The sequence below is a fragment of the Citrobacter sp. Cpo012 genome, assembly GCF_030333015.1.
Lineage (GTDB): Bacteria > Pseudomonadota > Gammaproteobacteria > Enterobacterales > Enterobacteriaceae > Citrobacter > Citrobacter portucalensis.
Window position 1 is genome coordinate 1 of sequence record NZ_JAOWGR010000035.1, and the last position, 22232, is coordinate 22232.

Genomic DNA, 22232 nt, shown 5'->3' on the forward strand with positions numbered 1-22232 from the left:
TGGAGGCGCATTATAGGGAGTTTCCTGCGGCCCGCAACCCTTAAATGACAGAAAAATGACTGACTGCTGCATTCCACAGCAAAACCCCGCCTTATACCCATTTACACACAGAGTTATCCACAATCGTAAGGAAATTATCTGTAAGCGTCCCTAAAAAGGGAGAGAATCGGTATGAAAACCTCTATATAGAAAGAAATTCACTCTACGCTATATAAAGAAGAAGGACTGACAACTTAAGCGCCATAATCCCTACCACCTTTGAATTACGCACCCCATCAGGCAATAATACCCGCACAAACCGTGATTTCAGGACCGTGATGAGATACTCCCTGCAACGTACTGCTATACGTAAACGCCCGATGAAGCTTGGCACCACCGTGATCCTCATGGTTAGTGCAGTACTCTTCTCCGTGCTGCTTGTCGTTCATCTGATTTATTTCTCGCAGATCAGCAACATGACGCGCGATGCATTAGCGAGTAAAGCGCTTGCGGTCGCGCGAACGCTAGCCAACTCTCCGGAGATCCGCCAGGGCCTAATGAAAAAGCCCGAGGAAAGCGGCATTCAGGCGATTGCCCAGGCGGTGAATAAGAGCAACGACTTTTTGTTTATCGTCGTCACTGATATGCAAAGCATTCGTTACTCCCATCCCGAAGCGCAGCGAATCGGTCAGCCATTTAAAGGTGATGACATATTGCTGGCCCTGCAAGGTAAAGAGAATGTCGCCATTAATCGCGGATTCCTGGCTAAAGCTCTACGTGTATTTACTCCTATCTATGACGAACATCACCGGCAGATTGGCGTCGTGTCGATCGGCCTTGAGCTAAGCCGGGTGACTGAGCAGATCAATAACAGCCGCGGCAGCATATTTTGGTCCATCTTATTTGGTGTACTGGTTGGGCTACTCGGCACATGGGTATTTGTCAAAGTCCTCAAGCGCATTCTGTTTGGCCTGGAGCCTTATGAAATCTCCAATCTGTTCGAACAACGCCAGGTGATGCTGCACTCTATAAAGGAAGGTGTTATTGCCGTTGACGAGTGCGGTGAAGTGACGCTGATTAACCAGGCGGCGCAGGACCTGCTGGATTATCACAAATCACAAGATGATGCCCAGCTCTCCACACTCAGCCATGCGTGGTCACAAGTGGTCGATTTTTCACAGGTACTACATGACGGAACGCCGCGCCGCGATGAAGAGATCATGGTGAAGGATCGGCTACTCTTAATTAACACGGTCCCGGTACTCAGCAACGGTAAAATCATCGGTGCCATTTCAACCTTCAGAGATAAGACTGAAGTCCGAAAACTAATGCAACGTCTGGATGGTATGGTCAACTATGCCGACGCACTTCGTGAACGATCCCACGAATTCATGAATAAATTGCACGTGATTCTGGGATTATTGCATCTGAAAAGTTATAAGCAGCTTGAAAATTACATCCTGAAGACCGCAAACAATTATCAGGAAGAAATTGGCTCACTGTTAGGAAAAATAAAATCACCGGTGATCGCAGGATTTTTACTCAGTAAGATTAATCGCACATCTGATTTAGGCCATAGTCTGGTCATTAGCAATGAAAGCCAGTTACCGGAAAATAGCAACGAAGATCAGGTGGCGGTACTGATTACCGTTCTGGGGAATCTGATTGAAAACGCCCTGGAGGCGCTAGGTCAAGAACCTGGTGGTGAGATCAGCGTATCCTTGCATTATCGACACGGCTGGTTGCATTGCGAAGTGAATGACGATGGTCCGGGGATTGCCCCCGAAAACATTGAGCACATCTTTGAGAAGGGCGTTTCGTCAAAAGGAAGCGAACGGGGCGTTGGTTTAGCGCTTGTTAAACAACAGGTTGAAAACGTTGGCGGTAATATTTCCGTCGAGTCTGAACCTGGGATCTTCACCCAATTTTTTGTACAGTTACCGTGGAATGGTGAGAGGGCCAGCAGATGATCAATGTCTTAATTGTCGATGACGATGCAATGGTAGCGGAATTAAACCGCCGTTATGTCGCGCAACTCTCCGGTTTTCACTGCTGCGGCACAGCCTCCACGCTGGAGAAAGCAAAAGAGATAATCTTTCATAGCGGTCATCATATCGATCTGATTTTGCTAGATATTTATATGCAAAAAGAAAACGGTCTGGACCTGCTACCGGTTCTGCACAGCGAAGGTTGCAAGTGTGATGTCATCGTCATCTCTTCCGCCGCTGATGCCACTACCATCAAAGATTCACTTCACTACGGTGTTGTTGACTACCTGATCAAACCTTTCCAGGCTTCCCGGTTTGAAGAGGCGCTCACCGGCTGGCTGCACAAGAAAAATGAGATGGACAAGCATCAGTATTATGAACAGTCTGAGCTTGACCAGCTGATTCACGGCAGCTCTTCCAATGAACAGGAAGCACGGCGCTTACCTAAAGGGTTAACGCCACAAACGTTACGCACGCTGTGTCAGTGGATTGATGAGCACCAGGATCAGGAGTTCTCCACGGATGAGCTGGCCAACGAGGTCAATATCTCGCGCGTCTCTTGCCGTAAATACCTTATCTGGCTCGTCAATTGTCACATCTTATTTACCAGCATCCATTATGGCGTGACCGGCAGACCTGTTTATCGTTATCGTGTGCAGGCTGAACACTACTCATTGCTTAAACAATATTGCCAATAAATACACTTGGGATTATTTGTTATTTGAAAGTAACAATTATTAAAATAATGAAAAATCCCAATTTCACCAGCTGGCACTGTAAAATTATAAATTTGCGTTAGATCAAATATATTTGTATCCGGCATGTTAAATGTATTATTTTAATATTGACAACCATCACACTGTTTTTAATTTCAAAATCGCTAACAAAAGTTAATTAAGTATTATCTAACTCGCAGAGTGTGTATTTTTACCCATAAAGGATTAGTCTGAAATTAACCAGACATAAAAAATCTAGACTGGTAGCAATGGAGACCATGCTACGTACCATGGACACCGTACATTTTTGTGAGCAAATAAAAGTATCCGCACGCCGACCTCATCACATTATGAGATGGCGTGACCGTGATCACATAAATAATCTACTCACCCATTCTGTCGGTGGTTCACGTAATAGCGGAAAACGCAAAACAGATAAATTACAGCGTCAACCGCAGCTTTCCATGCCCAGCTCTGCTTCCCATCGCCTGAGGATTTTCTCCTCTGATCAAAGCCACAGAAAAAAGCTAAATATTTCCATAAATTTGAAAAAACATTCTAGCAAGACATTTGAACATTAATCGCAAATACGGACATATCGAATACTGACCATTTTTTGATGCTTATTCTGGCAAAAAAGAATGTGGCACAGATCCATTTTTCAAAAAATTGACTGGGTTTTTCGCGAGGGTAAATAAAATGTTATTTAGTATACAACTTCTCATAATATTAATATGTTTGTTTTATGGTGCCAGAAAGGGCGGTATCGCGCTGGGTTTATTAGGCGGTATCGGCCTGGTCATTCTGGTTTTCGTTTTCCATCTCCAGCCGGGTAAACCACCTGTAGATGTAATGCTGGTTATTATTGCCGTGGTGGCCGCATCGGCAACCTTGCAAGCCTCCGGCGGCCTTGACGTTATGCTGCAAATCGCTGAAAAGCTGCTGCGCCGTAACCCAAAATACGTTTCCATCGTCGCACCTTTCGTTACCTGCACCCTGACGATTCTCTGCGGTACAGGGCACGTGGTATACACCATCCTGCCAATCATTTATGACGTTGCCATTAAGAACAATATTCGCCCGGAACGTCCGATGGCGGCGAGTTCTATCGGTACAGATGGGGATTATCGCCAGCCCGGTTTCTGTAGCCGTGGTGTCACTGGTGGCAATGCTGGGTAACGTAACGTTTGAAGGCAAGCATCTCGAATTCCTCGACCTGCTCAGCATCACCATCCCGTCTACCCTGTTGGGTATCCTGGCGATCGGTATCTTCAGCTGGTTCCGTGGTAAGGATCTGGATAAAGATGAAGAGTTCCAGAAGTTCATTTCCGTACCTGAAAACCATAACTATGTGTATGGCGATACCGCCACGCTGTTAGACAAAAAGCTGCCGAAAAGCAACTGGCTGGCCATGTGGATCTTCCTGGCCGCTATCGCCGTTGTTGCCGTGCTTGGCGCGTTCTCTGAGCTGCGTCCTACCTTTAGCGGCAAACCGCTGTCAATGGTGCTGGTTATCCAGATGTTCATGCTGCTGACCGGTGCGCTGATTATTATCCTGACGAAGACCAATCCCGCTTCAATATCTAAAAACGAAGTCTTCCGTTCCGGTATGATCGCGATTGTGGCGGTGTACGGTATTGCCTGGATGGCCGAAACAATGTTCGGCGCGCACATGACAGAAATCGAAGGTGTGCTGGGCAATATGGTGAAAGAGTATCCGTGGGCCTACGCAATTGTTCTGCTGCTGGTATCCAAATTTGTAAACTCCCAGGCAGCGGCGCTGGCAGCGATTGTTCCGGTCGCTCTGGCAATCGGGGTTGATCCCGCGTACATCGTGGCTTCTGCTCCGGCATGTTACGGTTACTACATTCTGCCGACCTACCCGAGCGATCTGGCTGCTATCCAGTTTGACCGTTCCGGCACCACCCACATCGGCCGCTTCGTTATCAACCACAGCTTCATTCTGCCTGGCTTGATCGGCGTAAGCGTATCCTGTGTCTTTGGTTGGATCTTCGCCGCAATGTACGGTTTCCTGTAATCACAGTTCGCGTGCCGTCCACGTTGGTACGGCACGCCACCATGAAGACACAGAGAATTTTAAAATTCCTGAGAAAAATGAAAAGGCTGGAAGCAAATGTCAAAAGTTGAATTCACTTACCAGGCGGCTTTCCCACTGGGGGAAGACAAAACTGAGTACTACCTGCTGACATCCGAACACGTCAGCGTCGGCGAGTTTGAAGGCGAAACAATCCTGAAAGTAGCCCCTGAAGCACTTACGCTACTGGCCCAGCAAGCCTTCCACGATGCCTCCTTCATGCTCCGCCCAGAACACCAACAGCAAGTCGCCTCAATTCTCCATGATCCCGAAGCCAGCGAAAACGATAAGTACGTGGCGCTGCAGTTCCTGAGAAACTCCGAAATCGCCGCCAAAGGCGTGTTGCCAACCTGCCAGGACACCGGTACGGCAATCATCATGGGTAAAAAAGGTCAGCGTGTTTGGACCGGCGGCGGCGATGAAGCGGCGCTCTCCAAAGGCGTATTTAATACCTATATCGAAGATAACCTGCGCTACTCGCAAAACGCGGCGCTGGATATGTACAAAGAAGTAAATACCGGCACCAACCTGCCCGCACAGATCGATCTGTACAGCGTGGACGGTGACGAATACAAATTCCTGTGCGTGGCCAAAGGCGGCGGCTCAGCCAACAAAACCTATCTGTATCAGGAAACCAAAGCGCTGCTGACTCCCGGCAAATTGAAAAACTTCCTGGTTGAGAAAATGCGCACGCTGGGTACAGCAGCTTGCCCGCCGTATCACATCGCATTCGTTATTGGCGGTACGTCAGCGGAAAGCACCCTCAAAACGGTGAAGCTGGCCAGCACACACTACTATGACGCGCTGCCGACTGAAGGTAATGCTCACGGCCAGGCGTTCCGCGATCTGCAACTGGAACAAGAACTGCTGGAAGAAGCGCAAAAACTCGGCCTTGGTGCTCAGTTCGGCGGGAAATACTTCGCACATGATATCCGCGTGATCCGCCTGCCTCGCCACGGCGCATCCTGCCCGGTTGGTATGGGCGTTTCTTGCTCCGCAGACCGTAACATCAAGGCCAAGATCAACCGCGAAGGGATCTGGATTGAAAAACTGGAACATAACCCAGGTCAGTACATTCCGGAATCTCTGCGCCAGGCGGGCGAAGGCGAAGTGGTTAAAGTTGACCTTAACCGCCCAATGAAAGAGATCCTCGCCCAGCTCTCTCAGTACCCGGTTTCTACTCGTCTGTCACTGAGCGGTACTATCATTGTTGGTCGTGACATTGCCCACGCGAAGTTAAAAGAACGTATTGAGTCCGGCGAAGGTCTGCCGCAGTACGTGAAAGATCATCCGATCTACTACGCGGGTCCGGCCAAAACACCTGCAGGCTACCCGTCCGGTTCATTAGGTCCAACCACCGCGGGTCGTATGGACTCCTACGTTGACCTGTTGCAGTCTCACGGCGGCAGCATGATCATGCTGGCAAAAGGTAACCGTAGCCAGCAGGTGACTGACGCCTGCCACAAACACGGCGGCTTCTACTTAGGCAGCATCGGTGGACCGGCAGCGGTACTGGCGCAGCAGAGCATTAAGCATCTGGAATGCGTGGAATACCCGGAGCTGGGTATGGAAGCTATCTGGAAAATCGAAGTAGAAGATTTCCCGGCTTTCATTCTGGTCGATGACAAAGGCAACGATTTCTTCCAGCAAATCGTCAGCAAACAATGCGCTAACTGCGCGAAGTAACCCATTCGGCCCGGCACTGGACTGGCACTAAATTTTTGGCGTCAGTCCAGCGATCCCCCCGGGCCAACTTTATCCCCCCATTTACTGGTATTGAATTTTTGCCGTTCACAGGGAATAGTGACCTTTTCCATTACGTGTGAATTCGCAATGCTCCGCACTCTGAACCCCACAATCTTGCGCACCGGCGCATTGATCCTGGCGCTGATTCTTATCTACACCGGTATCTCTGCCTCGGAGAAAATCACCTGGCTGATGGAAGTCACGCCAGTCATTATTGTCGTCCCGCTGTTACTGGCAACCATGAAGCAGTACCCATTGACGCCGCTGCTTTATACGTTGATTTTCTTGCACGCCATCATTCTGATGGTAGGCGGGATGTATACCTACGCCAAAGTCCCCGTCGGTTTTCAGGTTCAGGAATGGCTGGATCTCAGTCGAAACCCCTATGACAAGCTGGGCCACTTCTTCCAGGGGCTGGTACCAGCCCTGACGGCAAGAGAGATTTTAGTGCGCGGCAATATTGTCCGTGGTCGTAAGATGCTGGCATTTTTGGTCTGCTGCGTAGCACTGGCGATTAGCGCAATGTATGAACTCATCGAATGGTGGGCGGCGCTGGCAATGGGACAAGGTGCGGATGACTTCCTTGGCACGCAGGGTGACCCGTGGGATACCCAGTCGGACATGTTCTGCGCCCTGCTCGGTGCGTTAACAACGGTCCTCGCACTGGCGGGCTGGCACAATCGGCAGTTGAAAACGGCCGGAGAGCGCTAACGCTTCTCCGGCAATCTACATTACCTACTGCGATACTTGATAACCAGAATCGGCAAGGCGAACAACAGTGTCAGAAAGTTCGCCATGCTGACGGCAGTATCTTCAATCAATAATCCGTAAATCAGCCACAAAACCAGCCCGCACACAAACATCACATACATCAAACCGGAGATGCCTTGCGTGTTGCGAGTGGTAATAACCTTAATGGCTTGCGGTAAGAAAGAGAGTGTCGTCAGGCTGGCCGCCAAATACCCAATCAACGAATGCCATTCCATCGCTATGCCTTCACATCGCCTGGAGCCACTACCGCAATAGCCGGGATATCCGGTTGCTCATGGTGCTGCGGCACCTTGCGATACTTATCCAGTAAATGGATCTGGATCCTGCGCAGGGTGTCGCCATTCAGTCGATAAAAGCGGAAATACAGGACTAAGGTCACCACAAAAAAGAGTGCGGGTAGCGCTATCATAATAAACTGCATGCCAACGATGGTTTCGGCAGACTGCGCGACATTTGGCGCGTAATTAATCACTCCGAGTATCAACGCGATAAAGAAAGCGGCAAATGCTGACCCACCTTTTACCACCATTGTCTGCACCGAATAAGCGATACTTTCACAACGAACATTAAGTTTGTATTCGCCGTAATCAACGGTATCCGCCACCATAATGACCTGCAACACCCAGAAAAGCGCAGAACCAATATTCAGTAAAACACCCGCTATAACAATCAGTAAGATATTATGGAAATCTGCCAGCGCCATCACCAGTAGTACGCTACAGCTAAGCACCGGCAACACCGATGCCCCAGCCCACAAGATCCGTCGTGACAACGCGTTTACCAGCCGAGGAAAGAAAATCAGCGTCAACAGGTTTGCCGCACCTGCGTAAGACATGTAGTACGGGAAGAGACTTGCATCGCCAATCACGTAGGTAAAATAGTAAATGGCAAAGCCAGCAATGATATTAGATGCAATATTGTAAGCCAGTGCCATACCTAACAGGCAGGATAGCTGATCATTTTTATAGATAAGCCCAACGATCGCTTTCAACCCAAGACGACTGCTGTCTGCCGTGGCCTCACTGTCTGACGAATAAACCTCATGCACATTCCGTAGCGTCACAACGGTGGAAACGATAAAGAACGCGATGAGAATTAGCGTAAACATCTGAAAACCAAAACCACGATCTGCTCCGCCAACATAGCTCACAAAAGGCAGCGTCACGCCTGCGGTAACAAACCCAGAAAGGCTGGCGAAGAAACGGGGGTACGGCACCAGTTGTTCACGCTCGCGTTTATCCAGCGTAATGGTTGGCACCAGTGACCAGAATGGAATATCCATAATGGTGTAGGTCATTCCCCATAATATATACGTCACGCAAACAAATACGACCTGCGCAGTACCCTCAAAAAGATGTGCGCTAAAAAGCAAAAACAGCACCAATGAGTTCGCCAGCGTACCGAGTAAAATCCAGGGTTTAAATTTTCCCCAGCGCGATCGGGTGGCGTTCACAATCCAGCCCATGATGGGATCGTTTACCGCATCCCAAATCCTTGCCGCCAGGAACAACGTTCCGACCAGCCCCACCGATAATCCCACCACGTCGGTGTAGTAATACATCAGATACATGTACACAATACCGATGGCGAAATCCTTACCAAACGCTCCAAATCCATAACTGAGTTTTGTTGTCAGAGATATGCTCATAGGGTATCGGGTCGCTGTTACCAGCGCCCGCCTTCTGTAAGAGGAAACGTCAGAGGTTAAACGCCGGATACAATGCCCGGCGTGATTGTGTATTAACGGTGCAGCCAGGCCGGCAGCCAGTCGCCGTGAGACGCGATCAGGTCGTCCACCAGCGCATAAATCTCTTCAATCCCCAGTACCGCGGCGGTATGCGGATCCATCATCGCCGCGTGATAAACGCGATCGCGATTCTCCGTCAGGATGGCTTCCGTTAGCAGGGTCTGAACATTGATATTGGTTTGCATCATGGCCGCCAAATGTGACGGGAGAGTCCCGACTTTCGTTGGCTGAATACCATTCGCATCTACCAGACAAGCGACTTCAACGCAGCAGCCTTGCGGCAGGTTATCGATCAGATTGTCATTGCGAACGTTGCCATACACGACGCTCGGTTCACCGGTCCAGATAGCGTTCATGATAGTGCTGGCATATTCGCGCGACGGTTTAATGTCGATCCGCTCAGCCGTTTTGTACTCTTCCAGCTCTTTTTTCCAGTTCGCCAACTGTTCCACACAACGTTTCGGATATTCATCCAATGGCACCTTATAGCGCTCAATCAGATCTTCACGCCCCGGTTTGATAAACCACGGCGTATATTCGGCGAAGTGCTCCGACGATTCGGTGACGAAATACCCCAGTTTTTTGAACATTTCATAACGCACAATGTTCTGGCAACGGGTATTTCCGTGAATATTTGGTTTCGGCGCCTGACCGGATTCATAGGCCGCCAGCAGCTCCGGGTAGAGATTCACATAGGCACCGTCCGCCGTTTTGCGCTCCAGCTCCAGATAAAACGCCATATGGTTGATCCCGGCACTGCGATAGCGCAAAGAAGCAGGGTCGATGTTCAGATCGCGGGCCAACTCCTCCGCCGTCCCCTGCACCGAATGACACAACCCAACCTGCTTAATATGCGGATAGCGCGCATACATTGCCCAGGTGTTCATTGCCATCGGGTTAACGTAGTTAAGCATTGTGGCCTGCGGACAGACTTCGGTCATATCCTCACAAATCTGCCATAAATGCGGGATGGTGCGCAGCGCGCGCATAATACCGCCCGGCCCCAGCGTGTCGGCAATCGTCTGCTCCAGACCATGGCGTTTACACACCGTAAAATCGGTGACGGTACAAGGTTCATAGCCGCCAATCTGGAAAGCGACCACCACAAAATCGGCATCCTGTAATGCCGCTTTTTGATCGGTATAGCAGGTGATTCGTCCAGACGCGCCCGCAGAATCCATCAACTTGCGCACAACAACGTGTGATTCTTCCAGACGCGTAGGATCGAGATCCATCAAGGCGATATGCGCAGATTTAAGCGCATCGCGGTGAAAGACGTCCCCAAGAATATTTTTGACGAAAATCGTGGAACCGGCGCCGATAAAGGTAATTTTGGGTGCAGACATCATGACTCTCCAGAACATTAGTGAACACAGTCATGGTGGCACAGCGCATAGATGAAAACCTCCGACTTCCCTGCTGAGCATTCCCATAAACTCAGATCATCACTCTGCGCCCTATTGGATCTGAGTTTATGGGACAAAATTACCCAAAAAGCAGAGTATGCGGCCGCAAAATGTCGCTATGCTCAATGGTAACGGTCCAATTTGTGTCCTGATTCTCAGCCTTAATACGTGTTAAATGACATGATTCTGATAATTCAGGAAATGGAGCAACCATGAGTACATTACCGACATCGCCTCTCCCTCCCGATCCGCACATGTGCAGTAGCGATGAAGAACAAACCCGCAGCCCGCTATCGCTGTACTCAGAATATCAACGGATGGATATCGAGTTGCGCTCACCGCATGCTATGCCTGCCAGCCACTGGCATGGGCAGGTGGAGATCAATGTTCCGTTTGATGGTGACGTCGAGTACCTTATCAACAACGAAGTCGTGCAGATAAAACAGGGACACATCACGCTATTCTGGGCCTGTACACCGCATCAGCTCACGCGTCCGGGCAGTTGCCAAAGTATGGCTATCTTCAATTTACCGATGCACCTTTTCCTCTCCTGGCCGCTGGATCGCGAGCTGATCAACCATGTTACCCATGGAATGGTCATCAAATCGCTGGCGTCGCAGCAGTTGAGCACCTTTGAGGTTCAGCGCTGGCAACAGGAACTGAGCAACCCGAACGAACAAATTCGCCAGCTCGCCATTGATGAAATTGGTCTGATGCTCAAACGGTTTAGCCTTTCCGGCTGGCAGCCTATCCTGGTCAATAAAACCTCGCGGACCCACAAAAACAGCGTGTCGCGGCACGCCCAGTTTTACGTCAGCCAAATGCTGAGCTTTATTGCCGACAACTACGATCAGGCGCTCACCATCAACGACGTCGCGGAACACGTGAAGCTCAACGCCAACTACGCGATGGGGATTTTCCAACGCGTAATGCAACTCACCCTGAAGCAGTACATCACGGCAATGCGGATCAATCACGTCCGCGCATTGCTTAGCGATACCGATAAAACCATTCTCGACGTTGCGTTGACCGCCGGATTCCGATCCAGCAGCCGTTTTTATGACACCTTCAGCAAGTTTGTCGGCATGTCGCCGCAGCAGTACCGCAAACTGAGCCAGCAGCATCGGCAAACAATCGCTGGTTGATATCATTCGGCAATATCAGTATCAGCCAAAAAAATATTCCCCCTGTCGATAAACGGCGGTGATAAACCGCCAACAAGCAAACATAACCTACTGTTTAAAAACAAATTAAACACAAATCAGCCTATTTTTTACCCGCTTTACAGCCCATTTTGACAGGATAATACTGCCTGCGTCACATTCATACGGTGTGTCTGCAATTCATAGATTGCAACCTTTCCACAACCGGGTAAAAGATGATGAAAGTATTAATTGTTGAAAGTGAGTTTCTGCATCAGGACACCTGGGTCGGTAGCGCTGTCGAACGTCTGGCTGACGCATTAAGCCGCCAAAATGTTACCGTCATTAAGTCCACCTCATTCGACGATGGTTACGCAATCCTCGCCGCCAATGAAGCCATTGATTGCCTGATGTTCAGCTATCAAATGGAACAACAAGACGAACACCTGAACGTCAGGCAATTGATCGGCAAGCTCCACGAGCGCCAGCAAAACGTACCTGTTTTCCTGCTGGGCGATCGCGAAAAAGCCACCGCATCGCTGGATCGCGACCTGCTGGAGCTTGTCGATGAATTCGCCTGGATTCTGGAAGATACCGCAGACTTTATCGCCGGTCGCGCCGTTGCGGCGATGACCCGCTACCGCCAACAACTTCTGCCACCGCTGTTCAGCGCACTGATGAAGTACGGCGACATCCATGAATACTCCTGGGCAGCACCGGGTCACCAGGGCGGCGTCGGATTCACCAAAACACCGGCCGGTCGTTTCTACCATGATTACTATGGTGAAAACTTATTCCGTAGCGACATGGGTATTGAACGTGCATCGCTCGGCTCGCTGCTGGATCATACCGGCGCGTTTGGCGAGAGCGAAAAATATGCCGCCCGCGTGTTTGGCGCTGATCGCTCCTGGTCCGTGGTGGTCGGGACTTCCGGCTCTAACCGCACCATCATGCAGGCTTGTATGACCGACAACGACGTCGTGGTGCTGGATCGTAACTGCCATAAATCCATCGAGCAGGGGCTTATCCTCACCGGGGCAAAACCGGTGTACATGGTGCCAAGCCGCAACCGGTACGGCATTATCGGGCCTATCTACCCGCAGGAAATGCAGCCTGAAACATTGCAGAAAAAGATCAGCGAAAGCCCGCTGACCAAAGGTAAAGCCGGGCAAAAACCGTCTTACAGCGTTGTGACCAACTGTACCTACGACGGTGTTTGCTACAACGCCAAAGAGGCCCAGGACCTGCTCGCGCAAACCAGCGATCGCATCCACTTCGATGAGGCCTGGTACGGCTATGCTCGCTTCAACCCAATTTACGCCGATCACTACGCCATGCGTGGCGCGCCGGGCGATCATAACGGTCCTACCGTTTTTGCCACCCACTCGACCCACAAACTGCTGAATGCGCTTTCTCAGGCATCTTACATTCACGTTCGTGAAGGTCGTGGGGCCGTGAACTTCTCCCGCTTTAACCAGGCGTACATGATGCACGCCACTACCTCTCCGCTGTATGCCATCTGCGCCTCAAACGACGTGGCGGTTTCCATGATGGACGGTAACAGCGGCCTGTCGCTCACCCAGGAAGTGATCGACGAAGCGGTCGATTTCCGTCAGGCCATGGCGCGGTTGTACAAAGAATTCACCGCCGAAGGCGACTGGTTCTTCAAACCGTGGAACAAAGAGATTGTGACCGATCCGCAGACCGGCAAAACCTATGACTTTGCCGATGCGCCAACTCAACTCCTGACCACCGACCAGAACTGCTGGGTAATGCGCCCGGGTGAATCCTGGCACGGATTTAAAGACCTGCCGGATAACTGGAGCATGCTGGACCCGATCAAAGTCAGCATTCTGGCTCCGGGGATGGGCGACGATGGTGAACTGGAAGAGAACGGCGTACCGGCTGCACTGGTCACCGCCTGGCTTGGCCGCCACGGCATCGTGCCGACCCGTACCACCGATTTCCAGATTATGTTCCTGTTCTCCATGGGGATTACCCGCGGGAAATGGGGCACACTGATCAACACGTTGTGCTCTTTCAAACACCATTACGATGCCAATACCCCGCTGGCACAGGTGATGCCAGAACTGGTTGAGGAACATCCAGACACTTACGCCAACATGGGCATTCACGATCTGGGCGACACCATGTTCGCCTGGCTGAAAGAGAACAACCCTGGCGCACGTCTTAACGCGGCCTACTCCGGCCTGCCTGTTGCTGAAATCACCCCGCGTGAAGCCTATAACGCGATAGTCAGCGATAACGTTGAGATGGTGGCCATTGAAAATCTGCCGGGTCGTATAGCCGCGAATTCCGTTATTCCTTACCCACCAGGAATTCCGATGCTGCTGTCCGGGGAAAACTTTGGCGACGCCAATAGCCCGCAGATTAGTTATCTACGTTCGTTGCAGTCCTGGGACCACCACTTCCCTGGATTTGAACATGAAACCGAAGGAACGGAAATTATTGACGGTGTGTACCACGTTATGTGCGTGAAAGCATAATGTCGTTTTATAGATAGTCCGATGTTTAAGGTAGACATGTCATGCTTGAGTAATTCCTGAGTATTGCTGCAAAACAATAACATTGTCATACCTTTTTGCGCGGGACCACCCCGCGCTTTTTTTATACGCAAATAGCGCCTTTCCACTTGCGTACAAAAATGTGTACATAAGAAAAATCCCGCCAAACATTGTAATTAATTTCAGACACGTTATTTTATTGCAGTCCTGGTTTCATCATACAATTTCAATTTAGCCGATTTGGCTCATCTGATGTTGAGCTACGGTGTTTTATGTTCATATTCCTGGAGTTGGGTATGAGGCTTTGCAGCAAAGAAGCTTGTGTTGTTGTATTAACGGAGAAGGATGTTTGGTTAAGGATTAACGGTAAAGAAGCCATCAGTTTAAAAGCTAATCATATGGCGCTGGTGGCATGCGATAATAATATTATCGATTTCTCATCACTTAATAACGCATTGGTCGTACATATCAGCCGCGATATCATTAAAGATTATCTGCGCTTTTTAAATAAAGACCTTTCACAGATCCCACTCTGGCAACGCAGTGCCAGCCCAGTGATGACCGCCGCGTGTCTGACGCCGGATGTCTTCAGGGTGGCAGCCCAACACAGCGTAATGGACACAGTGAACGAAGCTGAAAGAGAGCGTACGCGCTCGCTACTGTTCACGGTGTTATCACGCTTTCTCGACAGCAAAAAGTTTATTTCTTTGCTCATGTATATGCTGCGCAACTGTATCAGCGATAGCGTTTATCACATTATTGAGAGCGATATACATAAAGACTGGAATTTAAGCATGGTTGCCAGTTGCTTATGCCTGAGTCCCAGTTTGTTAAAGAAAAAGCTCAAAAGTGAAAATACAAGTTACAGCCAAATAATTACCACATGTCGCATGCGATATGCCGTCAATCAATTACTGATGGACGGCAAAAACATTTCTCAGGTCTCTCAACTGTGTGGATATAACAGTACCTCATACTTTATCTCCGTATTCAAAGAGTTCTATGGGATGACGCCTCTGCATTATGTGAGTCAACATAGGGAGCCATCCGCCGCCTGATTTTTAATCAGTTAGCGATAAGCCATAATAATATCAGCATTAGCGATACCCCAGCTCCGTCATCATTAAATAGACTTTTGACGAGGTATGATAAGGCGTCATTTATCCTTATCAGGAGTTAAAAAATATGTCGACGGATGCTGATGCTCACAAAGTGGGCTTAATCCCCGTCACCCTTATGGTGTCGGGGAATATTATGGGTTCCGGTGTATTCCTGCTACCCGCAAACCTTGCGTCAACTGGCGGGATTGCAATCTACGGATGGTTGGTCACGATTATCGGTGCTCTGGCACTGTCGATGGTGTACGCCAAAATGTCGTCCTTAGACTCCAGTCCCGGTGGTTCTTATGCTTACGCCCGCCGCTGCTTCGGTCCTTTTTTGGGCTACCAGACCAACGTGCTGTACTGGCTGGCCTGCTGGATTGGTAACATCGCCATGGTGGTCATTGGCGTCGGTTACCTGAGCTACTTCTTCCCCATCTTAAAAGATCCGCTGGTCCTGACGCTGACCTGCGTCGTAGTGCTGTGGATCTTCGTATTACTGAACATTGTCGGACCGAAAATGATCACCCGCGTGCAGGCCGTCGCAACGGTACTGGCACTGGTGCCAATTGTCGGGATTGCCGTCTTCGGCTGGTTCTGGTTCCGCGGTGAAACCTATATGGCAGCCTGGAACGTCAGCGGGATGAACACCTTCGGCGCGATTCAAAGCACTCTGAACGTCACCTTGTGGTCATTTATCGGGGTGGAAAGCGCCTCCGTTGCGGCTGGCGTGGTTAAAAATCCCAAACGTAACGTACCTATCGCTACCATGGGCGGCGTGCTGATTGCCGCTGTTTGCTACGTGCTCTCCACCACCGCAATCATGGGTATGATCCCTAACGCGGCGCTGCGTGTATCAGCCTCCCCGTTCGGTGATGCCGCACGTATGGCGCTGGGTGACACCGCTGGGGCGATAGTTTCCTTCTGTGCTGCTGCCGGGTGTCTTGGTTCTCTGGGCGGCTGGACGCTGCTTGCCGGGCAAACCGCCAAAGCCGCAGCCGATGACGGCCTGTTCCCACCGATTTTTGCCCGCGTGAACAAAGCCGGTACGCCAGTGGCCGGGTTAATTATCGTCGGCATCCTGATGACCATCTTCCAGTTCAGCAGCATGTCGCCGAACGCAGCGAAAGAGTTTGGTCTGGTCTCTTCGGTTTCCGTTATCTTCACCCTGGTGCCGTATCTGTACACCTGCGCCGCGCTGCTGCTGCTCGGCCATGGTCACTTTGGTAAAGCACGCCCGATGTACTTACTGGTCACCTTTATCGCCTTTGTCTACTGCATCTGGGCGGTTGTCGGTTCCGGCGCCAAAGAAGTGATGTGGTCGTTCGTCACGCTGATGATCATCACCGCGCTGTACGCATTGAACTACAACCGGATCCATAAAAACCCGTATCCACTGGATGCCCCGGTAAACAATAACTAACGCCAACAATCGTCGTGGCCCGATGGCGTAAGTTCATCGGGTCAACGTTCTCCTACCGCTCTTCGAAAAATCAACATTAAGAACTTAAGGTTGGCTTAATTTTACTTTGAGAGGATTTGCGCCACATAGTCGATGGAACCCCCTTAATGTTAAAGCTCTTGTTTAAAAGGCCCACTCTCGGGCTAATCAGCTGGCTTCTGCTGATCTCATTTTATCTTGCGACCTTCCTGAACATTGCGTTCTATAAACAAGTGCTGCAAGACCTGCCTCTGGACTCTGTGCGTAACGTGCTGGTGTTTTTATCAATGCCGGTCGTCGCGTTCAGCGTCATGAACATCGTGCTGACGCTGGCCTCATTCCTGTGGCTTAATCGCCTGGTGGCGTGCATTTTCATTCTGGTTGGCGCATCGGCCCAATATTTCATCATGACCTACGGCATCATCATCGACCGCTCGATGATCGCTAATATGATGGACACTACGCCCGCCGAAACCTTTGCTTTGCTGACGCCGCAAATGCTCATCACGCTCGGGGTGAGCGGCATTCTGGCCGCGCTCATTGCCTGCTGGGTAAAAATCAAACCGATCACGCCAGTCATGCGCAGCATACTGTTTCGTGGCGCGAATATTCTGATCTCCGCGCTGCTGATCGTGCTGGTCGCAGCGTTCTTCTATAAAGATTACGCCTCACTGTTTCGCAACAACAAAGAACTGGTGAAATCCCTCAGTCCATCCAACAGCATTGTGGCGACGTCATCCTGGTATTCACATCAGCGACTGGCCCACCTGCCGCTGGTGCGCATTGGCGAAGATGCCCATCGCAATCCGTTGATGGTAAAAGAAAAGCGTAAGAACCTGACGATTGTGGTTCTCGGCGAGACCTCGCGCGGCGATAACTTCTCGCTGTCAGGCTACTCGCGCCAGACCAACCCGCTGCTGGAAAAAGATGATGTGGTCTATTTCCCCCGCACCACATCCTGCGGAACGGCAACGGCAGTATCAGTACCCTGCATGTTCTCGGATATGCCACGCGCGCACTACGACGAAGAACTGGCACAGCATCAGGAAGGCGTACTCGACATCATTCAGCGGGCGGGAATTAACGTTCTGTGGAACGATAACGACGGCGGCTGCAAAGGAGCCTGTGATCGGGTTCCACACCAGAATATGACTAAGCTGAACCTGCCAGGGCAGTGTATTGACGGTGAATGCTACGATGAAGTCCTGTTCCACGGGCTGGAAGAGTACATTAATAACCTGCAAGGCGACGGCGTGATTGTGCTGCATACCATCGGCAGCCACGGTCCGACCTATTACAACCGCTATCCTGCGCAGTTTAAGAAATTTACGCCAACCTGCGATACCAACGAAATCCAGACCTGTTCGCAGCAACAGTTGGTCAATACTTACGACAACACCATTCTTTACGTTGACTATATTGTTGATAAAGCGATCAATATACTGAAAGAACACCAGGATAATTTCACCACCAGCCTGGTCTATCTTTCCGATCACGGCGAATCCTTAGGGGAAAATGGCGTCTATTTGCACGGCCTGCCGTATTCAATTGCACCAGATACGCAAAAACATGTGCCGATGCTGCTGTGGCTCTCCGAGGATTATCAGCAACGCTATCAGGTCTCTCAGACATGTTTGCAAAAACGGGCAAGCTCAGAAGACTTCTCGCAGGATAATCTCTTCTCAACTCTGCTGGGATTAACGGGCGTGCAAACACAGAAATATCAGGCGGCAGATGATATTCTGCAACCCTGCCGGGGAGGCTAAACGAATGAAAATCCTGATTGTTGAAGACGATACGTTGTTATTACAGGGACTGATACTCGCTGCGCAAACAGAAGGCTACGCCTGTGATGGCGTGTCAACCGCCCGTGCAGCCGAGCAGTGTCTGGAGACCGGACATTACAGTCTGGTTGTTCTGGACCTGGGCTTGCCGGATGAAGACGGTTTGCACTTCCTGACCCGCATCAGACAGAAGAAATACTCTCTCCCCGTGCTGATCCTCACCGCCCGTGACACGCTCAAAGACCGGGTCAGCGGGCTGGATGTGGGTGCCGATGACTATCTGGTCAAACCGTTCGCACTGGAAGAACTGCACGCCCGCATCCGGGCACTTCTGCGTCGCCACAACAATCAGGGTGAAAGTGAATTAATTGTCAGCAATCTGACGCTGAATATCGGTCGTCGCCAGGTGTGGATGGACGGACAAGAGGTTATCTTAACGCCGAAAGAATACGCGCTCCTGTCACGCCTGATGCTCAAAGCGGGCAGCCCGGTACACCGGGAAATTTTGTATAACGACATCTACAGCTGGGATAACGAACCGTCTACCAACACGCTGGAAGTGCACATTCACAATCTGCGCGATAAAGTGGGGAAATCACGTATCCGCACGGTCAGGGGATTTGGCTATATGCTGGTCGCCACTGAGGAAAGCTAAGTGAAGCTGCTGCAATATCTAAAACGACCTCTCCCTCTTCGCCAACGGTTAATACTGACGATCGGTCTAATTCTGCTGGTCTTTCAGCTCATTAGCACCTTCTGGTTGTGGCACGAAAGTACCGAACAAATACAGTTATTCGAACAGGCGCTGCGCGATAACCGTAACAACGATCGCCACATCATGCATGAGATCCGCGAGGCTATCGCCAGCCTGATCGTCCCCGGCATCTTTATGGTCAGCCTGACGCTGCTAATTTGCTATCAGGCGGTGCGACGTATTACCCGTCCCCTTGCCGATCTGCAAAAAGAGTTAGAAGCGCGAGCAGCCGATAACCTGGCCCCCATTGAAATTCACAGCTCAACCGTTGAGATCCAGGCCGTTGTCTCAGCGCTCAATGACCTGGTAACGCGGCTGACCAGCACTATTGAAAACGAACGTTTATTTACCGCCGATGTCGCCCACGAACTGCGCACACCGCTGTCAGGCGTTCGCCTGCATCTGGAATTATTATCCAAAACCCATAAGGTCGACGTTACGCCGTTGATTGCCCGCCTTGACCAAATGATGGACAGCGTATCGCAGCTGCTGCAACTCGCCCGCGTCGGACAGTCGTTTTCGGCCGGGAACTACCAGCATGTCAAACTGCTGGAGGACGTTATTCTACCCTCCTACGATGAACTCAGCACCATGCTGGACCAACGTAAACAGACGCTGCTCCTGCCACAAAGCGCGGCGGACGTTGTCGTGCGTGGCGATGCTACGCTGTTGCGGATGCTGCTACGAAATCTGGTGGAAAACGCGCATCGTTACAGCCCGGAAGGCACCCATATTACGATTAGCCTGAACACCGAGCATGATGCCGTCCTGGCCGTCGAGGATGAAGGGCCGGGCATTGATGAAAGTAAATGCGGGGAGTTGAGTAAAGCATTCGTCCGTATGGACAGCCGTTTTGGTGGGATTGGGCTGGGGCTGAGTATTGTCAGTCGTATCACCCAGTTACATCAGGGTCATTTCTATCTGCAAAATCGCCAGGGAGCCAGCGGCACTCGCGCATGGGTGGAATTGGCGAAAAATCAGTAAGAGCTCACCCACACATACAAAAAGCTGCTGACGATCAGCACGCTGCACACGGTGGTCAAACTTTCATAAATACGGGTTTTCATGACACTCTCCTCCGAAACTATGGAGGAGAGTTTGCCTGACACAGATTAAGCCAACCTTAAGTTGATATCATAAGACACCTTATCCGGCCTACGAAAGTACAACACTGCCCGTAGGCCCGATAAACGTAGTGCCATCAGGCAATAACACAAATGCCCTGGCCATGCGCCGGATGGCGGCTAGCGCCTTATCCGGCCTACTGAGTACAACACTGCCCGTAGGCCCGATAAACGTAGTGCCATCAGGCAATAACACGAATGTCCTGGCCATGCGCCGGATGGCGGCTAGCGCCTTATCCGGCCTACTGAGTACAACGCTGCCCGTAGGCCTGATAAACGTAGTGCCATCAGGCAATAACACCGTTACTCTTCAATACGCGGATGCTGCTGCACCAGACGCGTGCGCTTAACCTGTAGCTCAGCAATTTCCTGATCGATATCTTCGATTTTCTGTTCAATGTTATCGTAGTGTTCGCCGAGGATCTCTTTCGCTTCCTGAATATCCGAAGCAGCAGGTGTCGCGCCTTTCAGCGGCTGATTAGCCGTCTCTTTCATGGTCACGCCGGTAATCAAACCTACTACCGCAATCACCATCAGATAATAAGCAGGCATCATCAGATTCTGCGAGCTTTCCACCAGCCATGCGGCCAATGTCGGAGTCAGACCGGCGATCAATACCGAGATATTAAACGCGGCGGCCAGCGCACTGTAGCGAATATGCGTCGGGAACATCGCCGGTAACGTTGACGCCATCACCCCGGTAAAGCAGTTGAGGATCACCGCCAACATCAGCAACCCGGCGAAAATCAGGCCGATAACATTACTGTTAATCAGAATAAATGCCGGAATCGCCAGCACAAACAGCGCAATACTGCCCATTATCACAAACGGACGACGCCCGAAACGGTCGCTGAGCAACCCCATAATCGGCTGCACAAACAGCATACCAATCATGATGGCGATAATAATCAACACGCCGTGGTCTTCAGAGTAATGCAGGTTATGCGACAGATAGCTCGGCATATAGGTGAGCAGCATGTAGTAGGTGACGTTGGTGGCAATCACCAGACCAACACATGCCAACAGGCTGCGCCAGTGCTTAGTTGCAATCTCTTTAAACGAGACCTTAGGACCTTCCTGCAGACCCTGACGATCGCCCTGCTCCAGTTTATCCACGTGCTGCTGGAACGCCGGCGTCTCTTCCAGCGCATGGCGCAGGTACAGACCAATCAGCCCTAACGGTAGCGCCAGGAAGAACGGAATACGCCAGCCCCACTCAAGGAAGTTATCCTCGCCGACGATAGTTGAGATCAGGACCACCACGCCCGCGCCCAGCACAAACCCGGCAATCGAGCCGAAGTCCAGCCAACTGCCCATAAATCCGCGCTTACGGTCTGGCGAGTACTCTGCGACAAAAATCGATGCCCCGGTATACTCTCCGCCGACCGAGAACCCCTGCGCCATCTTACACAGCAACAGCAGAATCGGTGCCCAGATACCAATTGAGGCATAAGAGGGAATAAGACCGATACAGAAGGTACTGATCGACATGATCACGATGGTGATAGCGAGTATCTTCTGACGACCGTATTTATCGCCGAGCATACCGAAGAACAATCCGCCAAGCGGTCGAATCAGAAAGGGAACAGAGAAGGTGGCGAGTGCGGCAACCATCTGCACGCTGGGGTCAGCCCCCGGGAAGAACACTTTACCTAATGCGTAAGCAACAAATCCATAAACACCAAAATCGAACCACTCCATCGCATTACCTAACGACGCTGCGGTAATGGCTTTTCGCAATTTACCGTCATCAATGATGGTAACGTCGCGCAGCGTTATCGGTTTTATTTTTTTCCTTTTTAGCATACTCGTCCTCATAGACTTAGCCCTGTCACGCTCCAGTTCGTGTCCCCTAACGCCCATGCGTCAGGGTCATCACCGAGCGGGGAATGCACAGGCGCATTCCCTGTAACA

At 50.8% G+C, this 22232-nt stretch carries 16 protein-coding genes and 1 pseudogene; 12 read left to right on the forward strand and 5 right to left on the reverse strand.

What is annotated here, in order from left to right:
* Nucleotides 1-317: 317 nt before the first annotated feature.
* From OGX90_RS06170 to OGX90_RS06190, 5 genes and pseudogenes are all read left to right on the forward strand, one after another.
* Nucleotides 318-1949: a sensor histidine kinase gene (locus OGX90_RS06170; RefSeq protein WP_286623358.1), complete on the forward strand. Its 1632-nt coding sequence runs from the start codon at nt 318-320 to the stop codon at nt 1947-1949.
* Nucleotides 1946-2665 (forward strand): two-component system response regulator DcuR, encoded by a 720-nt coding sequence (dcuR, locus tag OGX90_RS06175; RefSeq protein WP_008786975.1) that lies wholly within the window; start codon nt 1946-1948, stop codon nt 2663-2665. The genes OGX90_RS06170 and dcuR overlap by 4 nt, the downstream gene beginning before the upstream one ends.
* Before the next feature lie 717 nt (nt 2666-3382).
* Nucleotides 3383-4721, forward strand: a pseudogene (gene dcuB / locus OGX90_RS06180) (anaerobic C4-dicarboxylate transporter DcuB).
* 96 nt (nt 4722-4817) lie between these two features.
* A complete protein-coding gene (fumA, locus tag OGX90_RS06185; RefSeq protein ID WP_057068411.1) occupies nt 4818-6464 on the forward strand; it encodes a class I fumarate hydratase FumA in 1647 nt (548 codons plus the stop codon).
* A 147-nt stretch (nt 6465-6611) separates the two neighbouring features.
* Nucleotides 6612-7235 (forward strand): DUF2238 domain-containing protein, encoded by a 624-nt coding sequence (locus OGX90_RS06190; RefSeq protein WP_032941584.1) that lies wholly within the window; start codon nt 6612-6614, stop codon nt 7233-7235.
* A gap of 20 nt (nt 7236-7255) precedes the next feature.
* Here OGX90_RS06190 and OGX90_RS06195 read toward each other — a convergent pair whose 3' ends face one another.
* The 3 genes from OGX90_RS06195 to melA form a co-directional block, all read right to left on the reverse strand.
* The gene (locus OGX90_RS06195) at nt 7256-7510 is read right to left on the reverse strand and encodes a SemiSWEET transporter (protein WP_032942140.1); all 255 of its coding nucleotides are present in this window, start codon (nt 7508-7510) and stop codon (nt 7256-7258) included.
* A gap of 2 nt (nt 7511-7512) precedes the next feature.
* Complete coding sequence (gene melB / locus OGX90_RS06200; RefSeq protein ID WP_032942138.1) at nt 7513-8943, reverse strand: melibiose:sodium transporter MelB; 1431 nt, start codon at nt 8941-8943, stop codon at nt 7513-7515.
* 92 nt (nt 8944-9035) lie between these two features.
* The gene (gene melA / locus OGX90_RS06205) at nt 9036-10391 is read right to left on the reverse strand and encodes an alpha-galactosidase (protein ID WP_008786970.1); all 1356 of its coding nucleotides are present in this window, start codon (nt 10389-10391) and stop codon (nt 9036-9038) included.
* 269 nt (nt 10392-10660) lie between these two features.
* Here melA and melR point away from each other — a divergent pair, with 269 nt between their 5' ends.
* From melR to pmrB, 7 genes are all read left to right on the forward strand, one after another.
* Nucleotides 10661-11593 carry a transcriptional regulator MelR gene (melR, locus tag OGX90_RS06210; protein WP_003826756.1) on the forward strand — a complete coding sequence of 311 codons (933 nt, stop codon included), beginning with the start codon at nt 10661-10663 and terminating at the stop codon, nt 11591-11593.
* A gap of 236 nt (nt 11594-11829) precedes the next feature.
* Nucleotides 11830-14097 (forward strand): arginine decarboxylase, encoded by a 2268-nt coding sequence (adiA, locus tag OGX90_RS06215; RefSeq protein ID WP_003826754.1) that lies wholly within the window; start codon nt 11830-11832, stop codon nt 14095-14097.
* Nucleotides 14098-14411: 314 nt separating this feature from the next.
* Nucleotides 14412-15173 carry an AraC family transcriptional regulator gene (locus OGX90_RS06220; RefSeq protein ID WP_008786968.1) on the forward strand — a complete coding sequence of 254 codons (762 nt, stop codon included), beginning with the start codon at nt 14412-14414 and terminating at the stop codon, nt 15171-15173.
* Nucleotides 15174-15300: 127 nt separating this feature from the next.
* The gene (adiC, locus tag OGX90_RS06225) at nt 15301-16638 is read left to right on the forward strand and encodes an arginine/agmatine antiporter (protein ID WP_003031853.1); all 1338 of its coding nucleotides are present in this window, start codon (nt 15301-15303) and stop codon (nt 16636-16638) included.
* Between the two features lie 146 nt (nt 16639-16784).
* Nucleotides 16785-18422 carry a phosphoethanolamine transferase EptA gene (gene eptA / locus OGX90_RS06230; protein WP_048236317.1) on the forward strand — a complete coding sequence of 546 codons (1638 nt, stop codon included), beginning with the start codon at nt 16785-16787 and terminating at the stop codon, nt 18420-18422.
* A gap of 4 nt (nt 18423-18426) precedes the next feature.
* On the forward strand, nt 18427-19095 hold the full coding sequence (gene pmrA, locus OGX90_RS06235; protein WP_008786966.1) for a two-component system response regulator PmrA: 669 nt from the start codon (nt 18427-18429) through the stop codon (nt 19093-19095).
* A complete protein-coding gene (pmrB, locus tag OGX90_RS06240) occupies nt 19096-20178 on the forward strand; it encodes a two-component system sensor histidine kinase PmrB (RefSeq protein ID WP_153753880.1) in 1083 nt (360 codons plus the stop codon).
* On the opposite strand, the gene pmrR is transcribed toward pmrB, so the two are convergent.
* Nucleotides 20172-20261 (reverse strand): LpxT activity modulator PmrR, encoded by a 90-nt coding sequence (gene pmrR / locus OGX90_RS06245; RefSeq protein WP_003826741.1) that lies wholly within the window; start codon nt 20259-20261, stop codon nt 20172-20174. The two genes, pmrB and pmrR, sit on opposite strands and share 7 nt — an antisense overlap.
* A gap of 360 nt (nt 20262-20621) precedes the next feature.
* Nucleotides 20622-22124 (reverse strand): glycine betaine/L-proline transporter ProP, encoded by a 1503-nt coding sequence (gene proP, locus OGX90_RS06250; RefSeq protein ID WP_003826737.1) that lies wholly within the window; start codon nt 22122-22124, stop codon nt 20622-20624.
* Nucleotides 22125-22232 lie beyond the last annotated feature (108 nt).